This is a genomic window from Pseudomonas sp. BCA17 (genome assembly GCF_004519405.1).
GTDB lineage: Bacteria > Pseudomonadota > Gammaproteobacteria > Pseudomonadales > Pseudomonadaceae > Aquipseudomonas.
The window spans coordinates 328,506-354,618 of the sequence record NZ_SGWI01000005.1; the positions used below are offsets into that span (position 1 = coordinate 328,506).

At 60.9% G+C, this 26,113-nt stretch carries 27 protein-coding genes; 11 read left to right on the forward strand and 16 right to left on the reverse strand.

Annotated features, from left to right (window positions below; genetic code table 11):
- Positions 1-6: 6 nt before the first annotated feature.
- Positions 7-1,263 (reverse strand): arginine deiminase, encoded by a 1,257-nt coding sequence (arcA, locus tag EXW71_RS20070; RefSeq protein WP_134660107.1) that lies wholly within the window; start codon positions 1,261-1,263, stop codon positions 7-9.
- 24 nt (positions 1,264-1,287) lie between these two features.
- Positions 1,288-2,715, reverse strand: coding sequence for an arginine-ornithine antiporter (arcD, locus tag EXW71_RS20075; RefSeq protein ID WP_134660106.1), 1,428 nt, complete (start codon positions 2,713-2,715; stop codon positions 1,288-1,290).
- Between the two features lie 431 nt (positions 2,716-3,146).
- Between arcD (EXW71_RS20075) and arcD (EXW71_RS20080) the strand changes: the two genes are divergently transcribed.
- A complete protein-coding gene (arcD, locus tag EXW71_RS20080) occupies positions 3,147-4,574 on the forward strand; it encodes an arginine-ornithine antiporter (protein WP_134660105.1) in 1,428 nt (475 codons plus the stop codon).
- Positions 4,571-5,434 (forward strand): DNA-3-methyladenine glycosylase, encoded by an 864-nt coding sequence (locus EXW71_RS20085; protein ID WP_134660104.1) that lies wholly within the window; start codon positions 4,571-4,573, stop codon positions 5,432-5,434. Before arcD (EXW71_RS20080) ends, EXW71_RS20085 begins: the two co-directional genes overlap by 4 nt.
- A 155-nt stretch (positions 5,435-5,589) precedes the next feature.
- Here the strand turns inward: EXW71_RS20085 and EXW71_RS20090 are convergent, their stop codons facing one another.
- The 7 genes from EXW71_RS20090 to EXW71_RS20125 all read right to left on the reverse strand — a co-directional run bounded on the left by EXW71_RS20090 (position 5,590) and on the right by EXW71_RS20125 (position 11,165).
- Positions 5,590-6,939 (reverse strand): CoA transferase, encoded by a 1,350-nt coding sequence (locus EXW71_RS20090; RefSeq protein WP_134660103.1) that lies wholly within the window; start codon positions 6,937-6,939, stop codon positions 5,590-5,592.
- Between the two features lie 40 nt (positions 6,940-6,979).
- A complete protein-coding gene (locus EXW71_RS20095) occupies positions 6,980-8,323 on the reverse strand; it encodes a HAMP domain-containing sensor histidine kinase (RefSeq protein WP_134660102.1) in 1,344 nt (447 codons plus the stop codon).
- Positions 8,324-8,387: 64 nt separating this feature from the next.
- Positions 8,388-8,858, reverse strand: a complete 471-nt coding sequence (locus EXW71_RS20100) for an LTXXQ domain protein (protein WP_134660101.1) — start codon at positions 8,856-8,858, stop codon at positions 8,388-8,390.
- A gap of 210 nt (positions 8,859-9,068) precedes the next feature.
- A complete protein-coding gene (locus EXW71_RS20110) occupies positions 9,069-9,746 on the reverse strand; it encodes a response regulator transcription factor (RefSeq protein WP_123715690.1) in 678 nt (225 codons plus the stop codon).
- Between the two features lie 7 nt (positions 9,747-9,753).
- On the reverse strand, positions 9,754-10,161 hold the full coding sequence (locus EXW71_RS20115) for a translation initiation factor 2 (protein WP_134660100.1): 408 nt from the start codon (positions 10,159-10,161) through the stop codon (positions 9,754-9,756).
- Positions 10,162-10,267: 106 nt separating this feature from the next.
- The gene (locus EXW71_RS20120; protein WP_123715688.1) at positions 10,268-10,567 is read right to left on the reverse strand and encodes a YciI family protein; all 300 of its coding nucleotides are present in this window, start codon (positions 10,565-10,567) and stop codon (positions 10,268-10,270) included.
- A gap of 1 nt (position 10,568) precedes the next feature.
- Complete coding sequence (locus EXW71_RS20125; RefSeq protein ID WP_134660099.1) at positions 10,569-11,165, reverse strand: septation protein A; 597 nt, start codon at positions 11,163-11,165, stop codon at positions 10,569-10,571.
- Between the two features lie 87 nt (positions 11,166-11,252).
- Here EXW71_RS20125 and EXW71_RS20130 point away from each other — a divergent pair, with 87 nt between their 5' ends.
- The 5 genes from EXW71_RS20130 to rluB all read left to right on the forward strand — a co-directional run bounded on the left by EXW71_RS20130 (position 11,253) and on the right by rluB (position 15,948).
- The gene (locus EXW71_RS20130) at positions 11,253-12,116 is read left to right on the forward strand and encodes a PHP domain-containing protein (protein WP_123715686.1); all 864 of its coding nucleotides are present in this window, start codon (positions 11,253-11,255) and stop codon (positions 12,114-12,116) included.
- 13 nt (positions 12,117-12,129) lie between these two features.
- Positions 12,130-12,759: an L-threonylcarbamoyladenylate synthase gene (locus EXW71_RS20135; protein ID WP_017139161.1), complete on the forward strand. Its 630-nt coding sequence runs from the start codon at positions 12,130-12,132 to the stop codon at positions 12,757-12,759.
- 120 nt (positions 12,760-12,879) lie between these two features.
- The gene (locus EXW71_RS20140; RefSeq protein ID WP_174554055.1) at positions 12,880-13,578 is read left to right on the forward strand and encodes a ScpA family protein; all 699 of its coding nucleotides are present in this window, start codon (positions 12,880-12,882) and stop codon (positions 13,576-13,578) included.
- A 12-nt stretch (positions 13,579-13,590) separates the two neighbouring features.
- Positions 13,591-14,529, forward strand: coding sequence for an SMC-Scp complex subunit ScpB (gene scpB, locus EXW71_RS20145; RefSeq protein ID WP_134660098.1), 939 nt, complete (start codon positions 13,591-13,593; stop codon positions 14,527-14,529).
- Between the two features lie 207 nt (positions 14,530-14,736).
- Entirely contained in the window at positions 14,737-15,948 is a 1,212-nt protein-coding gene (gene rluB / locus EXW71_RS20150) for a 23S rRNA pseudouridine(2605) synthase RluB (RefSeq protein WP_134660097.1), read from the forward strand.
- Positions 15,949-16,038: 90 nt separating this feature from the next.
- Here rluB and EXW71_RS20155 read toward each other — a convergent pair whose 3' ends face one another.
- Positions 16,039-16,998, reverse strand: a complete 960-nt coding sequence (locus tag EXW71_RS20155) for a leucyl aminopeptidase (RefSeq protein ID WP_134660096.1) — start codon at positions 16,996-16,998, stop codon at positions 16,039-16,041.
- Between the two features lie 74 nt (positions 16,999-17,072).
- Positions 17,073-17,210 (reverse strand): hypothetical protein, encoded by a 138-nt coding sequence (locus EXW71_RS28820; RefSeq protein WP_003175756.1) that lies wholly within the window; start codon positions 17,208-17,210, stop codon positions 17,073-17,075.
- A 648-nt stretch (positions 17,211-17,858) separates the two neighbouring features.
- Here EXW71_RS28820 and EXW71_RS20165 point away from each other — a divergent pair.
- Both EXW71_RS20165 and arfB read left to right on the forward strand, forming a co-directional pair.
- Complete coding sequence (locus tag EXW71_RS20165) at positions 17,859-19,280, forward strand: amino acid permease (RefSeq protein WP_134660095.1); 1,422 nt, start codon at positions 17,859-17,861, stop codon at positions 19,278-19,280.
- 113 nt (positions 19,281-19,393) lie between these two features.
- On the forward strand, positions 19,394-19,807 hold the full coding sequence (gene arfB, locus EXW71_RS20170) for an alternative ribosome rescue aminoacyl-tRNA hydrolase ArfB (RefSeq protein ID WP_123715681.1): 414 nt from the start codon (positions 19,394-19,396) through the stop codon (positions 19,805-19,807).
- Here arfB and EXW71_RS20175 read toward each other — a convergent pair.
- Positions 19,804-21,000: an MFS transporter gene (locus tag EXW71_RS20175; protein WP_134660094.1), complete on the reverse strand. Its 1,197-nt coding sequence runs from the start codon at positions 20,998-21,000 to the stop codon at positions 19,804-19,806. The two genes, arfB and EXW71_RS20175, sit on opposite strands and share 4 nt — an antisense overlap.
- A gap of 103 nt (positions 21,001-21,103) precedes the next feature.
- Positions 21,104-21,286, reverse strand: a complete 183-nt coding sequence (locus EXW71_RS20180; protein WP_123715679.1) for a hypothetical protein — start codon at positions 21,284-21,286, stop codon at positions 21,104-21,106.
- 14 nt (positions 21,287-21,300) lie between these two features.
- On the opposite strand from EXW71_RS20180, the gene EXW71_RS28825 reads away from it, so the two are divergent.
- Positions 21,301-21,609: a hypothetical protein gene (locus EXW71_RS28825; RefSeq protein ID WP_167659659.1), complete on the forward strand. Its 309-nt coding sequence runs from the start codon at positions 21,301-21,303 to the stop codon at positions 21,607-21,609.
- Between the two features lie 27 nt (positions 21,610-21,636).
- Here the strand turns inward: EXW71_RS28825 and EXW71_RS20185 are convergent, their stop codons facing one another.
- Positions 21,637-21,948 (reverse strand): DUF962 domain-containing protein, encoded by a 312-nt coding sequence (locus EXW71_RS20185; protein WP_123715678.1) that lies wholly within the window; start codon positions 21,946-21,948, stop codon positions 21,637-21,639.
- A 161-nt stretch (positions 21,949-22,109) separates the two neighbouring features.
- Between EXW71_RS20185 and EXW71_RS20190 the strand changes: the two genes are divergently transcribed.
- Entirely contained in the window at positions 22,110-23,168 is a 1,059-nt protein-coding gene (locus EXW71_RS20190) for an AraC family transcriptional regulator (RefSeq protein WP_134660093.1), read from the forward strand.
- Here the strand turns inward: EXW71_RS20190 and EXW71_RS20195 are convergent.
- Positions 23,125-24,579 (reverse strand): TrkH family potassium uptake protein, encoded by a 1,455-nt coding sequence (locus tag EXW71_RS20195; RefSeq protein WP_123715676.1) that lies wholly within the window; start codon positions 24,577-24,579, stop codon positions 23,125-23,127. The genes EXW71_RS20190 and EXW71_RS20195 overlap by 44 nt on opposite strands.
- 111 nt (positions 24,580-24,690) lie before the next feature.
- Positions 24,691-26,028, reverse strand: a complete 1,338-nt coding sequence (locus EXW71_RS20200; RefSeq protein WP_134660092.1) for an imelysin family protein — start codon at positions 26,026-26,028, stop codon at positions 24,691-24,693.
- Positions 26,029-26,113: the final 85 nt, after the last annotated feature.

Sequence of the window (26,113 nt, forward strand, 5' to 3'; positions counted from 1 at the left end):
GGTCGTTTAGTAATCGATAGGGTCGCGGATGATCGGGCAGGTCATGCAGTGGCCGCCGCCACGGCCACGTCCCAGTTCACCGGCGCTGATGGTGATGACTTCCACACCGGCTTTGCGCAGCAGGGTGTTGGTATAGGTGTTGCGGTCGTAACCGATCACTACACCGGGTTCCACGGCCACCACGTTGTTGCCGTCGTCCCATTGTTCGCGTTCGGCAGCGAAGCTGTTGCCGCCGGTCTCCACCACGCGCAGGGCCTTGAGGTTGAGCGCGGCAGCCACAGTCTCGAGGAAGTTGGTTTTCTCACGCTGGATGTCGATGCCGTGCGGCTTGCTTTCGTCAGGACGCAGGGTGAAAGGGACGATTTGGTTGACCACTTCGGGGAAGACGGTGACCAAGTCGCGGTCGCAGAAGCTGAATACGGTATCCAGGTGCATCGCCGCGCGGGATTTGGGCAGGCCGGCAACGATCACGCGTTCCACGGCTTTGTTCTTGAACAGGTTGCGCGCCAACTGGCCGATGGCCTGGTGGGACGAGCGCTCGCCCATACCGATCAATACGACACCGTTGCCGATCGGCATCACGTCACCGCCTTCCAGCGTGGCGGCACCGTGTTCCCGGTCGGGGTCGCCGTACCAGATCTGGAAGTCCGCGTTGGTGAACTCAGGATGGAATTTATAGATGGCGCTGGTCAGCAGGGTTTCCTGGCGTCGCGCCGGCCAGTACATCGGGTTGAGCGTCACGCCGCCGTAGATCCAGCAGGTGGTGTCACGGGTGAACTGGGTATTGGGCAGCGGCGGCAGGATGAAACTGGCCTGGCCGAGGAAACTGCGGAACATCTCGATGGTCTTGCCGCCGAAGCTGCTCGGCAGGTCATCGGCCGACACGCCACCGATCAGGAACTCGGCGACCTTGCGCGGCTCCAGGCTGCGTAGCCAGGAGCTGACTTCATCGACCAGGCCCAGGCCTACCGTGTCAGGAGTGATCTTGCGCTCCAGGATCCAGTCCAGGGCTTCGGGGATCGCGACGATATCGGTCAGCAGGTTGTGCATTTCCAGCACATCGATGTCGCGCTCGCGCATCTTGGTGACGAAGTCGAAATGGTCGCGCTTGGCCTGAGCCACCCACAGCACGTCATCGAACAGCAGTTCATCGCAGTTGTTGGGGGTCAGCCGCTGGTGGGCCAAACCTGGGGAGCACACCATGACTTTGCGCAGTTTGCCGGCTTCGGAATGTACGCCGTACTTCACTTTTTCGGTGGTCATTACAGATCCTCCAATTAACAACAGTTACAAGGTCAGGAAGCCGGCGTAGAGCCCATAGGCCGCCACCAGGGCGCCCATGACCACTGCGGCGAAAATCAGCTTCTCGACGTTGGTGAAAATCGGTTTGCCCAGTTCATGCTTGGCCTTGGCGAACAGGATCGCGCCGGGGGCGTAGAGCAAGGCGGAGAGCAGCAGGTATTTGGTGCCGCCGGCGTAGAGCAGCCAGATCGCATAGACCAGGGCGATGGCACCGATGAACAGGTCTTTCCTGCGTTCGCCCGCGGCGTTTTCGTAGGTCTCACCGCGTACCGCCAGCAACAGGGCATAGGCTGCCGACCACAGGTAAGGCACCAGGATCATCGAGGTGGCGAGGTAGATCAGCGACAGGTAAGTGCTGGCGGAAAACAGCGTGATCACCAGGAACAGCTGAACCATTGCGTTGGTCAACCACAGGGCGTTGACCGGCACGTGGTTGGCGTTTTCGCGGCGCAAAAACTCCGGCATGGTGTGGTCCTTGGCGGCGGCGAACATGATCTCCGCACACAGCAGCACCCACGACAGCAGCGCTCCCAGCAGCGAGATGATCAGGCCGACGCTGATCAGCACCGCGCCCCAGTGGCCCACCACATGTTCCAGCACGGCGGCCATCGACGGGTTCTGCAACTTGGCCAGTTCCGGCTGGGTCATGATCCCCAGGGACAGCACATTCACCAGCATCAAAAACAGCAGCACGGTGATAAAACCGATCACGGTGGCCTTGCCCACGTCGCTGCGTTTTTCCGCGCGGGAGGAGAAGATGCTCGCGCCTTCGATGCCGATGAACACCCACACGGTGACCAGCATCATGTTGCGCACCTGGTTCAGCACGCTGCCCAGGTCGGGGTTTTTCACACCCCAGATGTCAGCGGTGAAGATGTCCAGCTTGAACGCGAACAGCGCAATCAGAACGAACAAGAGCAGTGGCACCACCTTGGCGACGGTGGTCACCAGGTTGATGAATGCCGCTTCCTTGATGCCACGCAGCACCAGGAAATGCACCGCCCACAGCAGCACCGAGGCGCCGATCACGGCAGCCGGCGTATTGCCTTCGCCGAAGATCGGGAAGAAATAACCGAGGGTGCTGAACAACAGGACGAAGTAGCCGACGTTGCCCAGCCAGGCGCTGATCCAGTAGCCCCAGGCCGATGAAAAGCCCATGTAGTCGCCGAACCCGGCTTTGGCGTAGGCATACACCCCGCCATCGAGGTCGGGCTTGCGGTTGGCCAGGGTCTGGAACACAAAAGCCAGGGTCAGCATGCCGATCGCGGTGATAAACCAGCCAATCAATACGGCGCCTACATCGGCGCTGGCAGCCATGTTCTGCGGCAAAGAAAAGATCCCGCCGCCAATCATCGAACCCACGACAAGTGCAACCAGTGCACCTAACCTGAGTTTTCCAGGAGTGTCAGACATTGCATGACTCCAATGCAGGGGAAGAGAGTCCACAGAATAATTCTGTGGGCTAATCAAACAGCTGACTCAGATCACTTTATTGGCACATTCCATTGTGAATTAATGACTTAGAATGGCGGGTCGCGGGCGATGAAAGTCCTCGGAAAGCGCTTTCTAGAGCGCTCTCTTCATTCTGTTCAGTCAAATTGGCCGGGGTATGGACGTTTGAAACTAGACTGTATTCTCGAATGTGCAAACTTTTAGCGCTATTTACGATAGGTGCTGGACTGCAGTATTTAAATTCCAAATAAGCCTAAACTTGATTAATTGACATGCCGCTATGTTATGAGCGTTTGAATTTTATCGCGGTCTCTAATAAACGTTGCATTCACTGAGTTAATTAGATGAGTGCGCAGTTTTCAGCTCAACTTGTTGTTCATTCAGGAGTATTCATGTCCCAACCGGCGCAGAAACTGCGACTCAGTGCCCTGATTGCCTTGGTGGTGGGGTCGATGATTGGTGGCGGGATCTTTTCTTTGCCGCAGAACATGGCCGCCCGCGCCGGGGTGGGGGCCGTGCTGATTGGTTGGGCCATCACCGCCGTCGGTATGCTGACCCTGGCTTTTGTGTTCCAGACCCTGGCCAACCGCAAACCCGAGCTGGATTCCGGGGTGTACGCCTACGCCAAGGCCGGGTTCGGCGACTACATGGGGTTTTCGTCGGCCTGGGGCTACTGGATCAGTGCCTGGATGGGCAATGTCGGTTATTTCGTGTTGCTGTTCAGCACCCTCGGCTATTTTTTTCCGGTGTTCGGCCAGGGTAATACGCCGGTCGCCATTGGCTGTGCGTCGCTGTTGCTATGGGCGGTGCATTTCCTGGTAATGCGCGGCATCAGGGAGGCGGCGTTCATCAATCAGATCACCACCGTGGCGAAGATCGTGCCGTTGCTGATGTTTATCGTGATCGCCGTCGTGGCGTTCAAGGCGGATATCTTCACCCGGGATATCTGGGGCCTGGGCAATCCAAAGCTCGGCAGCGTGGTGGATCAGGTGCGCCACATGATGCTGGTCACGGTGTTCGTATTTATCGGCATTGAAGGGGCCAGCGTGTATTCGGCTCGCGCCGAGAAACGCGCGGATGTGGGGCGCGCCACGGTGATCGGCTTTCTCGGCGTGCTGGCGCTGCTGGTGCTGGTGAATGTGTTGTCCCTGGGCATCATGAGCCAGCCGGAGCTGGCGCAACTGCAGAACCCGTCGTTGGCCGGTGTGCTGGAACATATCGTCGGGCCGTGGGGCGCGATGCTGATCAGCCTCGGCCTGGCGGTGTCATTGCTGGGGGCCTTGCTGTCGTGGGCGTTGCTCTGCGCCGAGATCCTCTACGCCACGGCCCAGGACAAAACCATGCCGGCCTTCCTGAAAAAGGAAAACGCCAACCAGGTGCCGGTCAACGCCTTGTGGCTGACCAATGTGATGATCCAGGTCTTTCTGGTGATCACGCTGTTTTCCCAAAGCACCTACACCACCCTGATCTACCTCGCGTCCTCGATGATTCTGGTGCCGTACCTGTGGTCGGCAGCCTATGCCGTGTTGCTCAGTGGACGTGGCGAAACCTATGAATATGCCCAACGCCGACGCCTGCAGGATTTATTGATCGGGCTGATCGCCCTCGGTTATGCCCTCTGGCTGCTCTACGCCGGGGGCCTGAAGTACCTGCTGCTGTCCGCATTGCTCTACGCGCCGGGTGTGATCCTGTTCGCCCAGGCCAAGCGCGAGCAGGGCCGACCCTTGTTCACGCTGATCGAAAAAGGCATTTTCAGTGGTGTGATCGCCGGCGCCGGGTTGGCGGCGTATGGGTTGTACAGCGGGGTGTTGTCGTTGTGAAACTGGTGTATCAACCGCCCTATGATTGGGCGGCGATGCTGGGCTTTCTGACGATGCGGGCGATTGCCGGGCTGGAGACGGTAGTCGACGGTAGCTACCGGCGCAGCATCAGTCTGGACGGGCAACGGGGTTGGATCTGTGTGGCGCCCGGCACGGGCAACTGGCTGGAGGTCGACGTGACGTTTCCCGACGCACAGGCCCTGCCCGAGATCGAGCGCCGCTTGAGGAAGATGTTTGATCTGGATGCCCAACCCAAACTGATCGGCGCGCAATTGGCCACCGATCCGCTGATGGCCGCATTGGTTGCCGCTCGCCCTGGGCTTCGTGTTCCAGGCACTTGGGATGGGTTGGAACTGGCGATTCGTGCGGTGCTGGGGCAGCAGATCACGGTGGCTGCGGCCATCCGCCTGGCGGGCAAGTTGGTGGCGCACTATGGCCAGCCGCTGCAAACACCCCACCTGGGCATTACCCATGCGTTCCCCACCGCCCAGGTGCTGGCCGCGGCCGATCTGGCCACTTTGGGCATGCCCAAGGCGCGCGGGCGTACCTTATCGGGGGTGGCCCAGGCGTTGCTGGATGATCCTAGATTGTTCGAGCCCAAGGCCAATCTCAAGGAGGGCGTAGCGCGGCTGGTGGCTTTGCCGGGAATTGGCGACTGGACCGCGCAGTACATCGCCATGCGCCAGATGCGTGAGCCGGATGCGTTTGCCTCGGGGGATATCGGCTTGATCAACGCGTTGGCAGCGTTGCAGGGAGGGCCGGTTTCGGCGCGACAATTATTGGCGCGCGCAGAGGCTTGGCGACCTTGGAGGGCCTATGCGGCGCAGCATTTGTGGACATCGCTGAGCCGGGGGGACTAATGACGCCGGGGCATAAGTCGCCGTCTGTAGGAGCGAGCTTGCTCGCGAAAAACGTCAACGATAACGCGTGTTGCCTGAATGAACGCGGCGCCTATGAGTTTTTCGCGAGCAAGCTCGCTTCTACCAAAGAAGCCTTGCCCGATGTAGCCCGAAGGTCACCACTGCGGCCGGTGCGAACCCAGTTCCCCGGCCGGTAAATCCCACTGCAACGGCGTGCCGCTGATGGTCAACGGCGCCAGTAACCGATGGGCCTGGCCCCAGGCCGTCTGTTCCACCACCACGCCTTGATCATCCGGTGCTTCAGCGCGTAGCGCCGGTTGTTCGGGCACTTGCCCTGCGTCCACCAGTAACTTCGCCGTGCGCGCCAATGACAACCGCGCCGAACCGCCACGCCCGGTGTTCAAGCGCTCACTCAATGCTTGAATCGCACTGGCCGCCATCAAATACCCGGTGGCGTGATCCAGCGCCTGCAACGGCAGCGGCACGGGTCTGTCCGCGTGTTGCCAAGCCATGCCCGCATCGGCAATCCCGCTGCTCATCTGCACCAGGCTGTCGAAACCACGACGGTTGCGCCACGGCCCGCTCCAGCCGTAAGCGTTGAGACTGGCGTCGATCAAACCGGGGGCGATCCGTTGCCGTTCCTCGGTGCTGTAGCCCAGTTGTTCGAGGGCGTCAGCGCGATAACCGTGGAGCAGGATGTCGGCGTCTTTGAGCAGGCTTTCGAAGATCTGCCGACCTTCGGCACTTTTCAGATCAAGGCGGGCGCAACGTTTGCCGAGGGTCATCTCCGGTACCACGCCGGGTTCGTTCCAGTTGGGCGAGTCGATGCGCAGCACATCGGCACCGAGGCCGGCCAAAAAGCGGCTGGCCGCGGGACCGGCCAATACACGGGTGAGGTCCAGCACTTTGATACCGGCCAACGGGCGTGCGACCGAGCCGAGCCAGGGTTTGTTGCTGAGGGTGTCGAACGTTTGCCGCTGCACCAATTCCTCGGCATTCACCGCCAGCCCTTGGGGATGGGTTTGCCAGGCCTGCCAGGTACGCATCTGCGCTGCACAACCGCCTTCATCGACGATCGCCTGTTCCAGTTCGGCGGCAGTCCAGGCAGCCACTTTGCCGGCCATGTCGGTTCGGTCGGCGACTTTGCCCAGTATTCTTTCGGCGGCCGCGCGGTGATGGGGCGCGTTGGTGTGTAAACGGATCCAGCCATCGGCACTGGCGTAGTCGCCGGCTACCGGGTCCCACAGGGGCGGCGTTTGCCAGCCTACCGGGCGAATCGAGGACGAGAACCAGAAGGACGCCAGACGCAGGTCCACCGTGACGCCAGGCGAGCGACCGGTCTGTTGCCGGATAAGTTGCGCGACGGCCTGGCCGGCGGCGCCGATGCTGGCCGCGGCCAGCTCGGTGACGGCGAAGGTCGAGGGCAGGGCGCCGGCCGAGGTTCTGGTCAGTGGGGTGGACGGTAAATCGAGTGCGGCTTGGATGGGGGTCAGCAAGTCAGTCATCAAAGGCCCTCCGTAAGAGAAGGGCCACTATAGAAGATCATCACACTGGAGTGACAACCCCAGGTACCAACGGCAGGTCGATACTGGCGATAAAACCGCCGTCTGGGTGGTTGGCCAGGAGCAGGCTGCCGCCGTGGCGTTCCGCAGCGCGGCGCGCAATGGCCAGGCCGAGGCCGTGGCCCTGGGCGGTCTGCCCGGGGGCGCGGTAAAACGGCTCGCCCAACTGGCTCAGGTGCTCGGCATCGACGCCGGGGCCGTGGTCACGCACGCTGATCAGAATGCGCTCACCCTGGCGCAGGGCCTGTAACTCGATAGGCTGCCCCGGGGGGTTGAAGCGTTGGGCATTGCGCAGCAGGTTATCCACCGCCCTTTCGATCATGGTCGGCCAGCCCTTGAGGTGCAGGTCGGTGTCGGCGCTCAGCGCTACTACTTGGTCCGGTGCGCCCAGTTGGGCGTCCTTTTGCAAGGTTTTGAGCAGCGCGGTCAGGTCCACTTCTTCGGCACTGGCGTTGTCGGCATCTACGCGGGCAAGTACCAGGATTTCGCTGATCAGTGCTTCCAGGCGGTCGCATTCGCGGGTCAGGCGCGGCCACAGGCGCTCGCGCTCTTCGGAGCTGGCGCGTTCGGCCAGGGCCAGCGCGATGCGCAGGCGGGCCAACGGTGAGCGCAGTTCGTGGGACACATCGCGCAGTAATTGGCGTTGGCTGCCGATCAGGCTTTGCAAGCGTGCGCCCATGCGGTTGAAATCGTTGGCCAGCACGCCGAACTCATCGCGACGGTTGGCCAGTTGGGCCAGGCTGTTTTGTTGGTAGGTGGTCTGGCCGAGATCGTGCACGGCTCCGCGCAGACGGCTGAGCGGGCGGGTGATGGACAGCGTTACCAGCAGGCTGAACAAGGTCAGCACCACCAAGGCAATCGCCAAGGCGCTCAGCGGCCACATCAGGCTGCCTCGATGCCAGGCGTCCAGTTCCGGGTGGGGAATGCGGTAGATCAGCAGGTAAGTGTCACCGGTTTTTTCGCTGGTGTACTCGGCGGTCAGGCGCCGCCACGGCAGATGACCGTCCTTGCTGTCGTTCTGCCTGGCCTCGAAAGCGGCGGCGCGGCGCGGGAAGGTGCCGCGCACCACCGGATCGCCGCTTTCGTTCAGCACTTGCACGTCGATGTGGTACTGGCGTTTGCGCTGTTGCAGCAATTCCTGCGCAGCGTCCTCGCCCTGGGCCTCGTAGAGCTGGGTCCATTCCTGCGCCAGGTTATTGAGGCCGGGGTGGCGGCTGAGAATCCAGGCATCTTGATTGAGCATGTGCCCAAGCAGGATCGATAAACCGGCAACCAGGGCGATGGCCAGCCAGAAACTGGCCAGAATCCGCCAGAACAATGAGCGCACAGAAAACCCTCAAACAGGAAAAGCCCAGCGGGGGCACCGCTGGGCTGGAGGTAAAGCTAGATCATTATTGCGCTTTTTGCGGCTGTTGGGCTTTCCAGGCCTGGAATTCCTTCCATTCGGCGCGGCGCTCGGCTTGCTTCTTGACGATCTCGTCGAATTTCTTCTGCTGGTCGGGTTTCAACACAGCGCGGATATCGGCCTGGGTTTTCTGCTTGCCCGCTTCGATCTCATCCTGCATGGCTTTCTGGTCGGCGGCCGGGAGTTTGTCCAGGTACTTTTTGACCAGGTCTTTGCGAGCGTGCCATTGCTCACCCATCAATTTACCGATTTGCTGACGTTGTTCGTGGCTCAGGTCCAGTTGGCTGAATGGGCCGCCTTTGCCGCGTGGACCGTGTTCACCGCCGTGGCCCGGGCCACCCGTCATGTGACCTTCAGGGCCGCCCATCGGGCCTGGACCTGGGCCTTCAGGCATGGCGGCCATGGCAACGGTCGGCAGAGCAGCGGCGAACATCAGAGCGATAAGGGTCTTGCGCATGGTGTTTCTCCTGTCTCTATTCCGGTGAGTCCGGATGTGGCTAGATTACGGAGAACAAGGTCAGGCGCCGTCAGGAGAGGGTAAAGGTTTGGTAAGGGAGAGGTGCAGGTGTAAGTTGTCAGCGGCAAGCGGCAAGCGGCAAGCGGCAAGCGGCAAGCGGCAAGTGAAAAGCTCTGACTTGAAGCTTGCAGCTTGCCACTTAGAACTGCCTTACAGGCTGTAATAATAGCCCCGGCTACGCAACGCCACGATCCGTGGCCGGCCATCGGGGTGCGGGCCGATCTTCTTGCGCAGGTTGCTGACGTGCATGTCCAGGCTGCGGTCGTAGAGCGTCAGCTTGCGCCCCAGCGCGATCTGCGCCAGTTCCTGTTTGTCCAGCGGTTCGCCGGGCTGGCGTAGCAAGGCTTCCAGCAGACGGCTTTCGGAGACGGTGAGGGCGAATTCCTGTTCATCGATGCTGACCACGCCGCGTACCGGGCTGAAGCACAGGTCGCCCAGTTCCATCTGCGTTGACACGGCCGCAGGGTGGCTGCGGCGCAGCACGGCGCGCAGGCGGGCGGTGAGTTCGCGAGGGTCGCAGGGTTTGGCCAGGTAATCGTCGGCGCCCAGTTCCAGGCCGAGGATGCGGTCCAGTGGTTCACCACGGGCCGACAGCATCAGTACCGGCAACTCGGGGTGGTCATTGCGCAATTGCTTGAGCAATTCCAGGCCGCTGCCGTCGGGCAGCATCACGTCGAGTACTACCGCCGCCGGGGCGGCGTCGGCCAAGGCTTTGCGGGCGCTCAATCCGTCGTGGCAGGCGCGCACGTGAAAGCCTTCCTGGCTCAGCCAACTGGTCAGCAGCTCGCAGAGCTCCTGGTCATCATCTATCAGTAACAGCTCGCTCATGACTTACTCAATTTAGCCATTGTCGACGGCGACGGTGCCCACCGCTGGCGAAGATCCCGCACAGCAAGGCGATCAGCGCGACGGCTCCACCCGTGACGAACCACTGTTGTTGTTCGGTCAGCCAGCGCGTCAAGGCGCCACCCTGTGCTTCTTTGAGTTGCTGGGCCAGGCGTTGGTTCTCCTGGCGCAAGCGATTCAGTTGGGCGCTTTCGCGGGCAGCATCCGCGCTTTGCAGTTGTTTGCCCAGTTCTTCTCGCAGCCGTTCGCTTTCTTTCAAGCGTTGCTGCAACTCGGTGATCTGGCTGCCGGCACTCAAGGACAGGGGCGTGGAACTGCCGGTGCTTGAGGTTTCTTCAGCGTGGGCCGTAGCCCCGATCATTAACACTGCCAACAGACACAACTGACGTAAGCGCATCGGAACTCCTGATTCCACACGAATATTCAGAACGTTGTCGGCAGGTTACCGGGAATAATGAGTCATTAGGAGTACGCCGAACCGATTAGGTTCGGCGCTCCCTGCATTACGGCAGGACTTGCTTGAACGGCTTGATCACGACGTCCGCGTAGACGCCGGCCGCGACATACGGATCGGCCTTCGCCCACGCCTGCGCATCGGCCAGCGAGGCGAATTCGGCAACGATCAGGCTGCCGCTGAAGCCGGCCGCGCCCGGGTCATTGCTGTCGACGGCCGGGTGTGGACCCGCCAGCACAAGGCGGCCTTCGGCTTTCAATACGTGCAGACGCTCCAGATGAGCCGGGCGCACGCTCAGGCGTTTTTCCAGGGAATTGGCGACGTCGGTGGCAATGATTGCGTAAAGCATGTCAGTCCTCGGTTTTCGGCGTGGTGGGGTCGGCGTCATGCAGGTGGCGGGACAGGTAGATACCCTGGCCGACCAGGAACAGCACCGTCATGGCCAGGCTGCCGAACACCTTGAAGTCAACCCAGTAGTCCTGGAAGGTGAAGGCGACGAACAGGTTGGCGGCGCCGCAGAACAGGAAAAACACGATCCAGGCCACATTCAAGCGGGTCCAGACCGGCTCCGGCAGGGTCAGTGCGTGGCCCATGATCCGCTTGATCAACAGGCGGTCACCGATGAAGTGGCTGCCGATGAATGCCAGGGCAAACAGCCAGTTCACTACCGGTGCTTTCCATTTGAGGAAGGTTTCGCTGTGGAAGGCCAGGGTCAGGCTGCCGAAGACCAGGCAGGCGATGAGGGTCAGCCATTGGCTTTTTTCCAGTTTGCGCTGGGAGATGAAGATGGCCCCATAGACCACCACGGAGCTGATGATCAGCACCGCAGTGGCGCTGTAGATGCCTCCGACGGTCAGCTCATGGCCGGCAAGATCGACGACCCTGGGGTCGAGTTTGTACACGATGAAAAACAGCAACAGCGGGATGAAGTCGATGAATTGTTTCACAGTAAGAGCCAGAAGCTGGATGTGGCGGCATAATAACAAACATCCTTGGTAGCGAAAGCGCCAGCTGACTTGAGGTTACACACTCCCGTGAATGTTGATTTGCACTGCCACAGCACGGCCTCCGACGGCGCCCTGGCGCCCGCGGTACTGGTTGCGCGAGCGTTTGAAAAAGGCGTGCGAGTCCTGTCGTTGACCGACCATGACACCCTTGAAGGCCTGGATGAAGCCCGTGAAGCCGCCCATGCCCTGGGCATGCAACTGGTCAACGGCGTGGAATTGTCCTGTACCTGGGGCGGCGCCACTATTCATGTGCTGGGCTATGGATTCGATCAGGCGGCCCCGCCGCTGGTCAAGGCCATCGCCCAATTGCACGATGGCCGCTGGCTGCGGTCCGAGGAAATAAGCCGAAAACTCAGCCTCAAGGGTATGCCCAATGCCCTCGAGGGCGCCCGCGCCATCCAGCAGGAGCTGGGTGACAGCGGCAACGCACCGGCCCGGCCGCACTTTGCCGACTGGATGGTGCGCGAAGGTTTTGTCAAAGACCGTGCCGAAGCCTTCCGTAAATGGCTGGGTGCCGGCAAGTTGGGTGACGTGAAGCTGCACTGGCCGACCCTGGAAGACACTGTCGAGACATTGCGCGCCTCCGGCGCCTGGGTCAGCCTGGCGCACCCCTGGCATTACGATTTCACCCGCAGCAAGCGTCGCAAGCTGATTGGCGACTATATTGGAGCGGGTGGCCACGCAATCGAAGTGGTCAACGGGCATCAACCCGCCGAACAAGTCGGCAGCCTGGCGATCCTTGCCCGCGAATTTGGTCTGCTGGTCAGTGCCGGCAGTGATTTTCATGGCCCAGGCGGCTGGTCCGAGATCGGCGAGTATCGCCAAGTCCCGGAAGACCTGCCGCTCTTGTGGGGGCGATTCAAGCATGACCCCATTATTGCCACCGTCTGAACAGGTAGAACACGTGAGTCAATTCTTCCAGATTCATCCGGAAAACCCGCAAGCGCGCCTGATCAAACAGGCCGTGGAGATCATTCGCGCCGGCGGTGTGGTGATCTACCCAACGGATTCTTCCTACGCCATAGGTTGTCAGATCGGCGACAAGAGCGCGGTCGAGCGGGTCAGGCGCCTGCGTGATCTGGACAAGAACCACAACTTTGCGCTGATCTGCAGCGACCTGTCCCAATTGGGGCTGTTTGCCAAGGTCGACACGGGCACCTTCCGGCTGCTCAAGGCGCACACCCCCGGGCCTTACACCTTTATCCTCAATGCCACCCGCGAAGTGCCGCGCCTGTTGCTGCACCCGAAAAAGCGCACTATCGGCCTGCGGGTGCCGGAGCATCCGATTGCGCTCGCGCTGTTGGCTGAGCTGGGCGAACCGTTGATGAGCGTGTCGCTGATCCTGCCGGGTGAAGAAGAGCCTTTGTACGACCCTTACGAAATGCGCCGCCTGCTGGAAAAACATGTCGACCTGATCATCGATGGTGGCTATGGCGGCAACAAGGCCTCCACCGTGATCAACCTGGCCGATGGCGAACCCGAAGTGGTGCGCGTGGGCTGCGGTGACCCGACGCCGTTTATGGTCGAGGCCTGAATGTCGGTCGTGGAAACCGTCGATCCCCAGGCCGGCGCCCAGCAGGAACTGCCGTTTGCCATGGTCTATGGCCAGGCGGTCATGGAAATGCCCCTGGATCTGTACATCCCGCCGGATGCCCTGGAAGTCTTCCTTGAAGCGTTCGAAGGCCCGCTGGACCTGTTGCTGTACCTGATCCGCAAACAGAACATCAACATCCTCGATATCCCCGTGGCGGAAATCACCCGTCAATACATGGGGTATGTCGAGCTGATGCAGTCGGTGCGCCTGGAACTGGCCGCCGAGTACCTGGTGATGGCGGCCATGCTCGCCGAGATCAAGTCGCGCATGCTGTTGCCACGCTCGGAGACGGTCGAAGCCGAGGAGGACGATCCACGCGCCGAACTGATCCGCCGCCTGCAGGAGTACGAGCGCTTCAAGGCTGCCGCCGAAGGCATCGACGGCTTGAGCCGGGTCGGTCGCGATGTGGTGGTGCCCAAGCTGGATGCCCCGCAGGCCCGTGCGCGCAAACTGTTGCCGGACGTGAGTCTGGAAGAACTATTGATGTCCATGGCCGAAGTGCTGCGCCGTGGTGACATGTTCGAAAGCCACCAGGTCAGTCGCGAAGCGCTGTCGACGCGCGAGCGTATGAGCGATGTGCTTGAGCGTCTCAAAGGCGGCGGCTTCGTGCCCTTTGTCGAACTGTTCACCGCTGAAGAAGGGCGCCTGGGGGTGGTGGTGACCTTCATGGCGATCCTCGAGCTGGTCAAGGAGTCTTTGGTCGAGCTGGTCCAGAATGAGCCTTTTGCGGCTATCCACGTGCGGGCGCGAGCCGAATAAAGAGCTGAATCGATGAATCTGACTGAACCCCGCGAACTGGCGCCGTTGCTGGAAGCCTTCCTCCTGGCCTCGGGTAAGCCGCAATCCCTGGAGCGCCTGTTCGAACTGTTTGAAGAAGCCGAGCGCCCTGAGCCGCCAGTGTTCAAGAAGGCACTGGACATTCTGCGCAAGTCCTGCGAAGGCCGGGCGTTTGAACTGGTTGAAGTGGCGTCGGGTTATCGCCTGCAGATCCGTGAGAAATTTTCCCCGTGGGTCGGCCGCTTGTGGGAAGAGCGCCCGCAGCGTTATTCGCGGGCGATGCTGGAGACGATGGCGCTGATCGCCTATCGCCAGCCGATCACCCGGGGCGAGATCGAGGATGTGCGCGGCGTGGCGGTCAACAGCCATATCGTCAAGACGTTGCTTGAACGCGAGTGGATTCGCATCGTCGGTTACCGCGACGTGCCCGGCAAACCGGCGATGTTCGCGACCACCAAGGCGTTTCTCGACCACTTCAACCTGAAAAACCTCGACGACTTGCCGCCCTTGGCCGAGTTGCGGGAGATGGAGGCCGAGCCGGTGCTCGACTTCGACGATGCCCCGGTTCCCGCCGGCCTGCAGGAATTGGCGGATGCCACGGCGGAGCCGGAAGAACCGAAGGATGAAACCAGTTTCCACACCTTGCTGCTGGAACTGGACGATATGGAGCAGGGCATCAAGACTGACTTCGACGACTTGCTGCGCGACGGTGAGGCGCAGGCTGAGCCTCAGGAGCGCACTGAGCCCGAGTCTGAGCCCGAGCCCGAGTCTGAACCCGAACCCGAGGAAGACATCCTGGGCGTCGCCGAAGCCCGTGAAAAACTCCTGGCCGCCGTCGCTGCCCTCGAACAACCGCCGCTGAGCGACGAAGAAGACGAAGCCCGGGCCCTGGCCGAAGCCATCGAAGCCGAGCGACGCCAATTCGAAGACTGATCCGGCCTGATGATCACCACATTGATCTGCGCTAGCCTCACCGGTCGGCGGAAAAGCCAATGACTTGGTGCTAATCGGCTACTCTGTGATGCGCAACGCGCGCCATGCGCGTATGATTCGCGACCCTTTGCCGACCTATTCGGCCAAAGCCCCGCTTTAAATACTCTTCAGGCCACGCCTGAATCGACCCACCGGGAGGTGCTTAAGATGAACGACAAAGACCAGAACGACAGCCAGGAAATCGGCCCAGCAGGCGAAAAACTGCAAAAGGTGCTGGCGCGTATCGGCGTGGGCTCGCGCCGCGACGTCGAAGCCTGGATCACCCAGAAGCGCATCAAGGTCAACGGCGTCGAGGCCACCCTCGGCCAGCGTGTCGACTTGCACGATGCAATCACCATTGATGGCAAGGTCATCAAGCGTGAAGAGGCCGCCGAATCGGTGCGCCGCGTGATCATGTACAACAAGCCTGATGGCGAGATCTGCACCCGTGACGACCCGGAAGGCCGTCCGACCGTGTTCGACAAGATGCCCAAGCCCAAAGAGGGCCGCTGGATCAACATCGGTCGTCTGGACATCAACACCACCGGCTTGCTGATGTTCACCACCGACGGTGAGCTGGCCAACCGCCTGATGCACCCGTCCTACGAGATGGACCGTGAATACGCCGTGCGCGTACGCGGTGAAGTCGATGACGAGATGATCGAACGTCTCAAGGCGGGCGTGGTGCTGGAAGACGGCCCGGCCAAGTTCACCGACATCAAGCAGGCGCCAGGTGGTGAAGGTTTCAACCACTGGTACCACTGCGTGGTGATGGAAGGTCGCAACCGTGAAGTACGTCGTCTGTGGGAATCCCAGGGCCTGGTGGTCAGCCGCCTGAAGCGTGTGCGTTTCGGCCCGGTGTTCTTGAACTCCGACCTGCCGATGGGACGCTGGCGCGAAATGAGCCAGTACGAAGTCGATATCCTCAGCGCCGAAGTCGGCCTGACACCGGTGGCGATGCCACAGATGAACGCCAAGAGCAAAGACAAGCTTGAGCGTATGCAGCGCAAATCGTCGCGCCCTGTGGCCCGTACCGAGCGTGTAGCCCGCACCCTGCGCCCGGCACTGAATGCTCCGGCAACCGGTGGTCGTATCTCCCGTGAGCCGCACATCGAAGGCGAACGTCGCCCAACCGCAGCGTCGCGTCAGGAAGGTGAGCGTGCACCACGTGCTCCGCGTCCTGCTCCGGCCGGTGGTCGCAGCAACCGTGGTGAGGCCGATCGCCCAGCCGACAACGCCAGCACCAAGCGCCCGGCCAAGCCGGCGGCGAACAAGCGCCCCGGCCCTAAACTGGTCGCGGACGAGCCGTCGGGCAAGCGCCGTGGCGCCCCGGCCGGTTCGGGTCAGCGCCCGGGTTTCGGTCGCAAGAAGCCGCAGTGATAGCGTAAGCGCTGCACAAAAACGCCAACCCTAGGGTTGGCGTTTTTTTTACTTTAAAACAGGCTCAATAATGTGGGGGGGAATCAAGCATCAGAAGGCGAAAGCGCCATCGAACACCGGCTTGTCATCCAGCGCCAGCACCCCACTGGCGAATATCAGATCCAGGTGATGGCTGCCTTTTTGTCCGCCACCCAGGCCCAGGTGCAACCCGCAATGGCGTTCTTCAAACCCGGCATTGCGCGCATACAGGTCCTTCACGCCTTCGTTGGTCCCAATCCCCAACTCCTCGACACGCCGGTTCGACGGGTTGGCGTTCAGGTACTTGTTGAAATCATCCGCCAGCCCCGGTACGTCGCTGGCCACGCTGCAGATCGTCGAGTTCTCGATCCACAGTTCCAGAGGTGATTCCAGCACGCCATATTTGCGCGCGAACGGGATGGTGCTCAGAAAGGTGCCGACAAAACGCACTTGGCCATTAATGGCCTCGCTGTGAGTGGCGATTTCGCCGGGGGCCAAGTCGTGGTTGCCCACGCCGTTGATATTGGTCCACTTCTTGATGCTGCTCAGCGGCGCTTCCAGGCGTGAGCCGTGTTTGTCGGTAAAGCTCAGCACGCGCGCCTCGGACATGCGCCGGATCAGCGTGGCGTTGAGGTCGGCGATGCGTTGGGGCTCGACACTGAAGGTGTCGTAGAAGTAGTCGCCATAATCCTTGAACAACAGGGATTTCTTCCAGTGTTCGGCCATTACGCCTTGCAGGGCACGGATAAAGTCCGGGCCTTCGGCGCGTGGGCTGGGCAGGGTCGAAGAATCGTAGAGAAACAGGTAGAGGTCACAGGCCTCAATGGCTTGGGCCAAGGCTTCGCTGGGGGCCAGGTCCAGGCGCTGCACCTGAAAATTGAACCGGGCGGCGCTGCCTTGGGTGATTGCCTGGGCGATGGCGTCGTAACGTTCGGTATGGCCCAGCAGCACGGTAGGACGGTTCAGCCCGTTCAGGGCCGGGTGATGAGCGAGGTAGTAGAGAAAGTGTTCGACGGCGCGGGCCTTGTCCATGACGTACGTCCTTTGATGCCTTGGGTAAGGGGGGCAGGTGCCGTGCACGGCACCTGCCGGATGCCTGCCGTTTCTTAGAAAGGCCACATCGCGGTGCCGAACGGCACGACGGCATCGGCTTGCATCATTTCAACGGCGGCCTCATGGGTCGGCGCTTCAAACCAATCGTCGAGTTGCAGTTCGGTTTCCAGGTCGTTTTCCAGTGCTTGCATGGTGTATCTCCTAGAGGACGTTGTTTGAGAACGGGCTTGCCAGCGGGCTTCGCTGGGCAAGTCCAAGAACCTAGGCGAGAGCGTTTCAGAATGCAAAAAATTTATTGACACGGTCTCATTTGAATTTTTTGTTCTGTTTTTTTGGTCTTGAACTTTTATTTGAAAAAACAGCAGGCTGGCTGAACCGATTGATCAGATTTTTCCTACCGACAATTTTCCGTTAGATGACAGATTGAGCTGGCTGTAACGCCGATTTTACGGGGTGTAACGACATATTTACGCGTTGCTCCGGGTAATTCGGCCCGCGGCTGGACCGTAAGGAATCTCTGACAGATTGTCGCGGCCGCTTGCCGGGGGCGGCCTCAAGCTGTCGAGCGGTGTACAATGCGCCGCGTTTTACTGTGACCCCCTTGCGTACCCACGCAAAAGGCCAAGACCTCAGGGTTTACCACCCCTGATAACTCCGCCCGGCCACGAGCCGGACGGGTTCGATTTCGTCACAGATAAAAACAAACAGGTGACGCATGACCGTTAGAACGACGCTGTACTCCTGGTGCCTGCGCTGGGGTTTGAGCGGCGCTGCTTGAGTCGAGATTCAAGACAGCAACGTGCATTCAACATCATCAAACCTTGCGTGAGACCCTTTTCATGAGTGGACCCCATTCCTCTTCAGGCGAGCTGAAACGCGGCCTGAAAAATCGGCATATCCAGTTGATCGCCCTCGGGGGCGCCATCGGCACCGGCCTGTTCCTGGGCTCGGCCGGGGTGCTCAAGTCCGCCGGCCCGTCAATGATCCTGGGTTATGCCATCTGCGGCTTCATCGCCTTCATGATCATGCGCCAGCTCGGCGAAATGATTGTTGAAGAGCCCGTAGCCGGCTCCTTCAGCCACTTTGCCCACAAGTACTGGGGCGGTTTCGCCGGCTTCCTGTCGGGCTGGAACTGCTGGATCCTGTACATTCTGGTGGGCATGTCGGAACTGACCGCTGTCGGCAAATACGTGCATTACTGGTGGCCGGAGATCCCGACCTGGGTCTCGGCGGCGGCGTTTTTCGTGCTGATCAACCTGATCAACCTGGCTAACGTCAAAGTCTTCGGCGAGGCTGAATTCTGGTTCGCCATCATCAAGGTCGTGGCCATTGTCGGCATGATCGCTTTGGGCTGCTACCTGTTGGTCAGCGGCAGCGGCGGCCCGCAAGCTTCGGTCAGCAACCTGTGGGATCACGGCGGGTTCTTCCCCAATGGTGTCAGCGGCCTGGTGATGGCCATGGCGATCATCATGTTCTCTTTCGGTGGCCTGGAAATGCTCGGCTTTACCGCGGCCGAAGCCGACAAGCCACGCACGGTGATCCCCAAGGCGATCAATCAGGTGATCTACCGCATCCTGATTTTCTACATCGGTGCTTTGGTGGTGCTGTTGTCGCTGACGCCGTGGGACAGCCTGCTGGCGACCCTCAACGCCTCCGGCGACCCCTACAGCGGCAGCCCCTTCGTGCAAGTGTTCTCGATGCTGGGTAGCAACACTGCCGCGCACATCCTCAACTTCGTGGTGTTGACCGCGGCGCTGTCGGTGTACAACAGCGGCACCTACTGCAACAGCCGCATGTTGTTGGGCATGGCCGAGCAGGGCGATGCGCCACGGGCCCTGGCGCAGATCGACAAGCGCGGCGTGCCGGTGCGTTCGATCCTCGCCTCGGCGGCGGTCACCCTGGTGGCGGTACTGATGAACTATCTGATCCCGCAACATGCGCTGGAACTGCTGATGTCGCTGGTAGTGGCCACCTTGGTAATCAACTGGGCGATGATCAGTTACTCCCACTTCAAGTTCCGCCAGCACATGGACCGCACCGGCCAGGTGCCGTTGTTCAAGGCGCTGTGGTACCCGTACGGTAACTACGTCTGCCTGGCGTTCGTGGCGTTCATCCTGGTGATCATGCTGATGACCCCGGGTATCCGGGTGTCGGTGTATGCGATTCCGTTGTGGGTGGCGTTTATGGCGGTGTGTTATGCCATCAAGCACAAACGCAGTACGCAGCCGGCGTTGGACGCGACAGTGTCAGCGGTGAAGTAAGCGTAAAGCGTGATCAAGCAAACCCGGCCAAGTGCCGGGTTTGTTGCTTAAGGGCCTATGTGAGGGTGCATTCGCGTATCCTTGGGCTTCCCCTTCAGAGGTGCCTGCTGCTCATGCTGGTGATTTCCAACACCGTCCACCTGCCCGACGCCGAGATCGAGCTGACCGCCATTCGCGCCCAAGGCGCCGGGGGGCAGAACGTCAATAAGGTGTCGAGCGCGGTGCACCTGCGTTTTGATATTCCGGCGTCGTCCCTGCCGGACTTCTACAAGGAGCGGTTGCTGGCGCTGCGTGACAGCCGCATCACCAGCGAAGGCGTGCTGGTGCTCAAGGCCCAGCAATATCGGACTCAGGAACAGAATCGCGCGGATGCGCTGGAGCGTCTGGTGGAGCTGATTCTCAGCGCCACCAAGGTCGAGAAGAAACGCCGTCCGACCAAGCCTACGCTGGGTTCCAAGAAGCGCAGGCTGGAATCCAAGACCAAGCGCGGTAGCATCAAGGCCGGGCGTGGCAAGGTCGACTTCTAGGCGTCCCGCGTCTCACGAGCCTTGGGCGCTTGGCGGTACAGGTACACACTCAGCAGCAAACCACCTGTGGCGGCCAGGGCGGCGAACAGGAAGATCGAGGCAAAGCCGAAGCCTGACGCCACCGCCCCGGCCAAGGGACCGGTGATGCCCAGCGACAAGTCGATAAACAGCGAGTAAGCCCCCACCGCCGCCCCGCGGCTGGACGCGGGCACCAGGTTGACGGCCTCCACGCCCAGCGCCGGAAACACCAGTGAAAAGCCGAACCCGCTCAACGCCGCACCAGCCAAGGCCAGATGGGCATTCGGTGCCAGCCACAGCAACAGCAGGCCGAGGACTTCCACCGAGAGGCAGGCAATCGCCACGCGAAAACCACCGATACGGTTGATCAGATTGCCGAACAGCAGGCGCGCGCCGATAAAGCTGGCGCCGAACAGGCTCAAGGCCCACACCGCGTTATCCCAGTGCTGGGTGGTGTAATACAGGGTGATAAAGGTGGCGATGGTGCCAAAGCCGATCGAGCCCAGTGCGAGTGCGCAACCGTGTGGCAGTACGCGGCCCAGCACATTCATGAACGGCAGGCGCACACCGGCCACAATCGGTGCGGCGACTTTGTTCCAAGCCAGCAGCAAGCCCACGATTGCCAGCAGAATGATGCTGACGCCCATGCTCCACAGCCCGAAATTTCTGACCAGCAACACGCCCAGCGGCGCGCCGACGGCCAGGGCTCCGTAGCTGGCAATGCCGTTCCAGGAAATCACCTTGGCGGTGTTCTGCGCACCCACCCGGCCGATGCCCCAGCCGATCGCACCCGACCCCACCAGGCTTTCCGCGCTGCCCAGCACCAATCGGCCGATCAGCAGGCTGCCCAGGCTGACAGCCGGCAGGCTGGAGAACCAGGCGGCAAGCAACATGAACACGCCGCTCAGTCCGCAGCCGACCAGGCCGATCAATACTGCGCGCTTGCTGCCCAGGTTATCGATGATCTTGCTGGCGTACGGGCGGCTCAACAGGGTGGCCAGGTACTGCACGCTGATCACCAAACCTGCGATGACCGCGCCATAGCCCAACTGACTATGGACATAGCCTGGCAATACGGCCAGGGGAATGCCGATATTCAGGTAGCCGATAAAAGTGAACAGCACGATGGAAACGACTTGCAGCGTGACCGCCATGGGGCGCTGGTTATCTGGCATGAGAGGGGTCCACTGTCGCAGCAGGTAAAGATAGGCTGCTAATGATACCGGCGCTTGGGCCGAGTGGGGCGGCTAATATCAAAAAGGCTGAATCAAGAACACGTCAGGATTTGGTCGGCGCCAGCAATTGCGTGGTTACCAGGGCAGCCAGGGCGTTTTCCTGGGTACCAAAGCGCTTGAGCAGCATCGCTTGTTTTTCGGCGCTGAGGCGGTTCCAGACTTCGACCATCTGCAAGGCAGCGTCGAGTACAGCGGCGTCGGGCGAAGCGGGGAGGGTATCGGTCATAGAGGGGATCTCGGGTGATTCAGGCCGTGTGGAAAGCGCTTGGAATTGCGCTTTCCATACGGTCTGGTACGGCTTCAGCCCTGGCGTTTGCTGTCGACTGGTTTTGCTTCTTTGGCCTCAGGCTGTTTGTTGCTGGCCTGCTGCGGTGTTGGCTGCTCGGTTGGGTGCAGGCTTGGGAAGGGGAGATTAGGTATCTCGTGCATGTGGGTCGCTCCTCGCAAGGTCTGTTTTTTCAATCGCAGGTGATTCCGCGCTCTCAAAAAGCCTTGGCAGGATACAGCACTGAAAATGACAAAAAGATTTTTATGTCGTCGTATGCATGAACTTTCATCGTATGAACTGTCGCGTGATTAGAACGGCACCTTGCCCAGAATCATGTCGCGGTACATCACAAAGTCGCCCAACAGGCTGTAAAACGGGTGTTGAAAGGTGGCCGGGCGGTTCTTTTCGAAGAAGAAGTGGCCGATCCAGGCAAAGCTGTAGCCGGCGACGGGTAAGGCCAACAGCAGGCCCAGCGAACCACGGCCGATGGCGTAGGCCAGGATGCCGATCACCAGGGTCGTGCCGATAAAGTGCAGGCGCCGGCAGGTGCTGTTGCCGTGCTCGCTCAGGTAATACGGATAGAACTCGGCGAAGCTATTGAATTGTTTGACGTTTTCCATAGTGGTTGAGTCTCTGACAGTAATGCCGCTCGGCAGATGTTCGGCGGGTAGCGTATTTGAGTCTAGAGTGATCAGTGGTAACAGCCAGTGACAATAGATGCCACTTTAGTATCCTTGGCTCGCTGGTTTCCGGATGAGCCCGCTTTCTATAAGACGACGCCATGAGCGAACGAACAACTTCTGCAAGCTGGGCGATGGGTATAGTCAAGTCGTTGGAAATGGACGGCCTGGATTGCCGTGCGCTGTTCAAGCAGTTGGGCCTGGACTACAGCGCCCTCAGTGACCCAGATGCGCGCTTTCCGCAAGACTCCATGACCCGACTGTGGCAGCGGGCCGTGGAGGTCTCGGGCAACCCGGCGATCGGCCTGAATATGGGCAAGGTGGTGCGCCCCGCGTCGTTTCATGTGGCCGGTTATGCGCTGATGTCCAGCAACACGCTGGCCGAAGGCTTTATGCGCCTGGTGCGTTACCAGCGCATCATCGCCGAAAGCGCCGACCTGAGCTTCCGACTGTTGCCCGAAGGTTATGCGCTGATTCTGACTGTGCACGGTGACCATCTACCGCCCACCCGGCAGAGCGCCGAAGCCTCGCTGGCCTGTGCTTTGGCGCTGTGCGGCTGGCTCACCGGTCGCACCCTGCAACCGCGTAAAGTGTTATTGCAAGGCGACCAGCCGATTGATCTGGCGCCCTACAAGCAAGCGTTTCACGCACCCTTGGAGTTCAATGCGCCCTACGACGCGCTGATTTTCGAGCGGGCCGACATGGATGCGCCGTTGCCCACGGCCAACGAGGCCATGGCGCTGCTGCACGATCGGTTTGCCGGTGAATACCTGGCGCGGTTTTCCGAGAGCCGCGTGACCCACAAGGCCCGTCAGGTGCTGTGTCGTCTGTTGCCCCAAGGCGAGCCCAAGCGTGACGCGGTGGCCCAGACCCTGCATCTGTCCCAGCGCACCTTGCAGCGGCGTCTGCAGGAGGAGGGCACCAGTTTCCAGACCTTGCTCGACGACACGCGTCGCGAACTCGCCGAGCAATACCTGGCGCAGCCGAGCATGACCCTTTTGGAAATTGCCTACCTGCTGGGGTTTGCCGACCCCAGCAATTTCTTTCGCGCGTTTCGTCGCTGGTTCGACGCCACGCCCGGTGAATACCGTACGCGGCTGCTGCAGGCGTCGAAGGTCAGTGACGCCAGAACGCCGGGATACACAGTACAAACACTGTAATAATCTCCAGCCGCCCCAGCAGCATGCCGAGCGACAGGATCCACTTGGCCGCATCCGGCAGGCTGGCGAAGTTGCCGGCCGGGCCGATGGTTTCGCCCAGGCCCGGGCCGACGCCCGATACCGTGCTGGCCGCGCCGGTCAACGCGGTCATCCAGTCCAGGCCCAGCAGCGACAGGGCCAGGGCGATGGCACAGATGGTGATGGCGAAGAAAAACGAGAACGTCAGGATCGAACGCACGATTTCTTCGTCGAGGCGATGGCCGTTGTACTTTTGCTTGATCACCGCCCGGGGGTGAATCAGCTGGTTCAAGTTGGCCTTGAGCAGGATATAGGCGACCTGGAAGCGGAAGATCTTGATCCCGCCGGCCGTGGAGCCCGAACAGCCGCCGATAAAGCCCAGGTAGAAGAACAGCATCAGTGAGAAGTTGCCCCAGATGCTGTAGTCCCCCAGTGCAAAGCCGGTGGTGGTGACCACCGAGGTAACGTTTACAGCCACATGGCGCAGCGCATCCAGCCAATGCAAGTCCGTGGTCCACCAGTACCAGGTACCCAGCACCAGCCAGGTCACGATCAGTAACGCGAGCAAGCCTTGCACCTGCTGGTCCTTGATCAGTGCCCGTCGGTTGCCGCGCAACGTGGCCACATACAGGGTGAACGGCAAGCTGCCGAGGATCATCACCACCACCGCCACCCAATGCACCGCGGGTTGTTTCCAGTGGGCCAGGGATTCGTCGGAGGTGGAGAACCCCCCGGTCGAAATCGCCGACATGGCGTGGTTGATCGCGTCGAACAAGCCCATTCCGGCCCACCAGAACGCCAGGCTGCCAAGGATGGTGATACCGACATAAGTCGCCACGATGAGCCGCGCCACCATGTGCGAGCGCGGCATGACCTTCTCCGAGCGGTCCGAGGATTCGGTCTGGAACAGGCGCATGCCACCAATGCGCAACAGCGGCAGAATCGCCACCGCCATACCGATGAAGCCGATGCCGCCCAGCCAGTGCAGCAGCGAGCGCCACATCAAGATGCCCGGGGACATGCTGTCCAGGCCGCTCAATACGGTGGAACCGGTAGCGGTGATGCCGGACATGCTTTCAAAAAACGAGTCGGTGTAGCTGATGTGCTGGGTCAGCAAAAACGGTAACGCGGCGAAGATACACACCACCAGCCAACTGCTGACCGTCAGCAGATACATGTCCCGGGGGCGCAGATGGACATGTTCGGGGCGGCCGGGGATAACCAGGGCCAGGCCCGCGAGAAAAGTGATCAGGCTGGCCCACAGGAACGAGGGCAGGTCGCCGGTGCGTTCGAAGATCACCAGTGTCGCCATCGGGACGACCATGGCGATTGCAAGGGTGATCAGGAAGATGCCGATGATGAAACCGATGATGCGTAGGGTCGGCAACGCCATGAAGTTCGCTCGGGTGACAGGGCAGAGGCGCCATTCTACCTAGGGTGCAGGGCATGTAAACCGCACATGAAAAAGGCGACCCGAAGGTCGCCTTGATCAACTCGGCACAGATCAGAACTCGTGATCGGCGTTATCCGGGTTCAGGTCGCTGATGCCCAGCTTGCCCGCGGCGGCTTCGATCGAGCCGGTCTGCTTGACCAGCGCCGCAATCGCGTCACGCACGATCTGGTTGCCTTTGTCATTGCCCGCGGCGATCAGCTGGTCGTAGTGCTCGCCGTTGTTGGCGTGATCGACCATGACCTGGATCTTCGCTTCAGTGGCGGCAAGGTCAGCCTTCAGCGCTGCGTCGGCCGCCGGGTCAACCTTGGCCACCAGGGACGACAGGCTGGCGCCGGTCATCTTGGTGCCGTCGGTGCGGGTGTACTCACCCAGGTAGACGTTACGGATGCCCTTGGCGTCGTAGAAGTGCGAGTTGTGGGTGTTGTCGCTGAAGCAATCCTGCTCGTCTTCCGGCGAATTGGCTTCCAGGGAAACCTTCATGCGCTCACCGGCCAGCTCGCCCAGGGACAGGCTGCCCATGCCGAACAGCATTTTACGCAGGCCGTCGGTCGCAGGTTCCGACTCCAGGGTGGAGCGGTAGTTGTCTTCGACGTTGGGTTTCCAGTTGCCGACCATTTCTTCGAGGTCGCTGACCAGCAATTGGGTAACGGCGCGCAGGTAGGTGCGACGGCGCTCGTTGTGGCCGCCGGTGGCACCGTCGCCGGTCATGTAGTCCGACGCCGGGCGGTTGCCTGCACCTGGGCCGGTACCGTTGAGGTCCTGGCCCCAGAGCAGGAATTCGATGGCGTGGTAGCCGGTGGCGACGTTGGCTTCGGAACCGCCCAGTTCATTGAGGCTGGCGAGTTTTTCCGGAGTGATGTCCTTGACGTCAACCTTGTCTTCGCCGACCTGGATCTGGGTGTTGGCGATGATATTGGCGTTGGCGCCAGGGTTGCCCAGGGCGTGCTCGTAGGATTTATCGACGTAGTCGATCAGGCCTTCATCCAGAGGCCAGGCGTTCACTTGGCCTTCCCAGTCGTCGATGATGGTGTTGCCGAAACGGAACACTTCGCTCTGCAGGTATGGGACACGGGCGGCGATCCACGCGGTGCGGGCCGCTTTCAGGGTTTCGTCGTTCGGGTTGGCGAGGAAGGTGTCGATTGCGGTTTGCAGGGTTTTTGCGGTGGATTCGGCGTCGCTGTACACCGCGAATACCATGTCGGCGTAATGCGCGACCACAGCCTTGGCGGCAGCCTCGTCGACCTGGCCTGCCGGAGCCGCCGCAGGTGCGGTGGTGCTGGCGGCTGCGGGTGCTTGAGGTGCGGCCGCCTTGTCTTTACCTTCGCCGCAACCGGCGAGAGAAATGGCAAGGGCCAGCAGACTGGCGGTGGCCAGGGGCATACGAATCATGGCGAACATCCTGCTTCGGTTATTGATGGGGCACGCGAGGCGCGCAAAACTGCGACATAATGCGAAAGATTTGCATTTTGTGTAA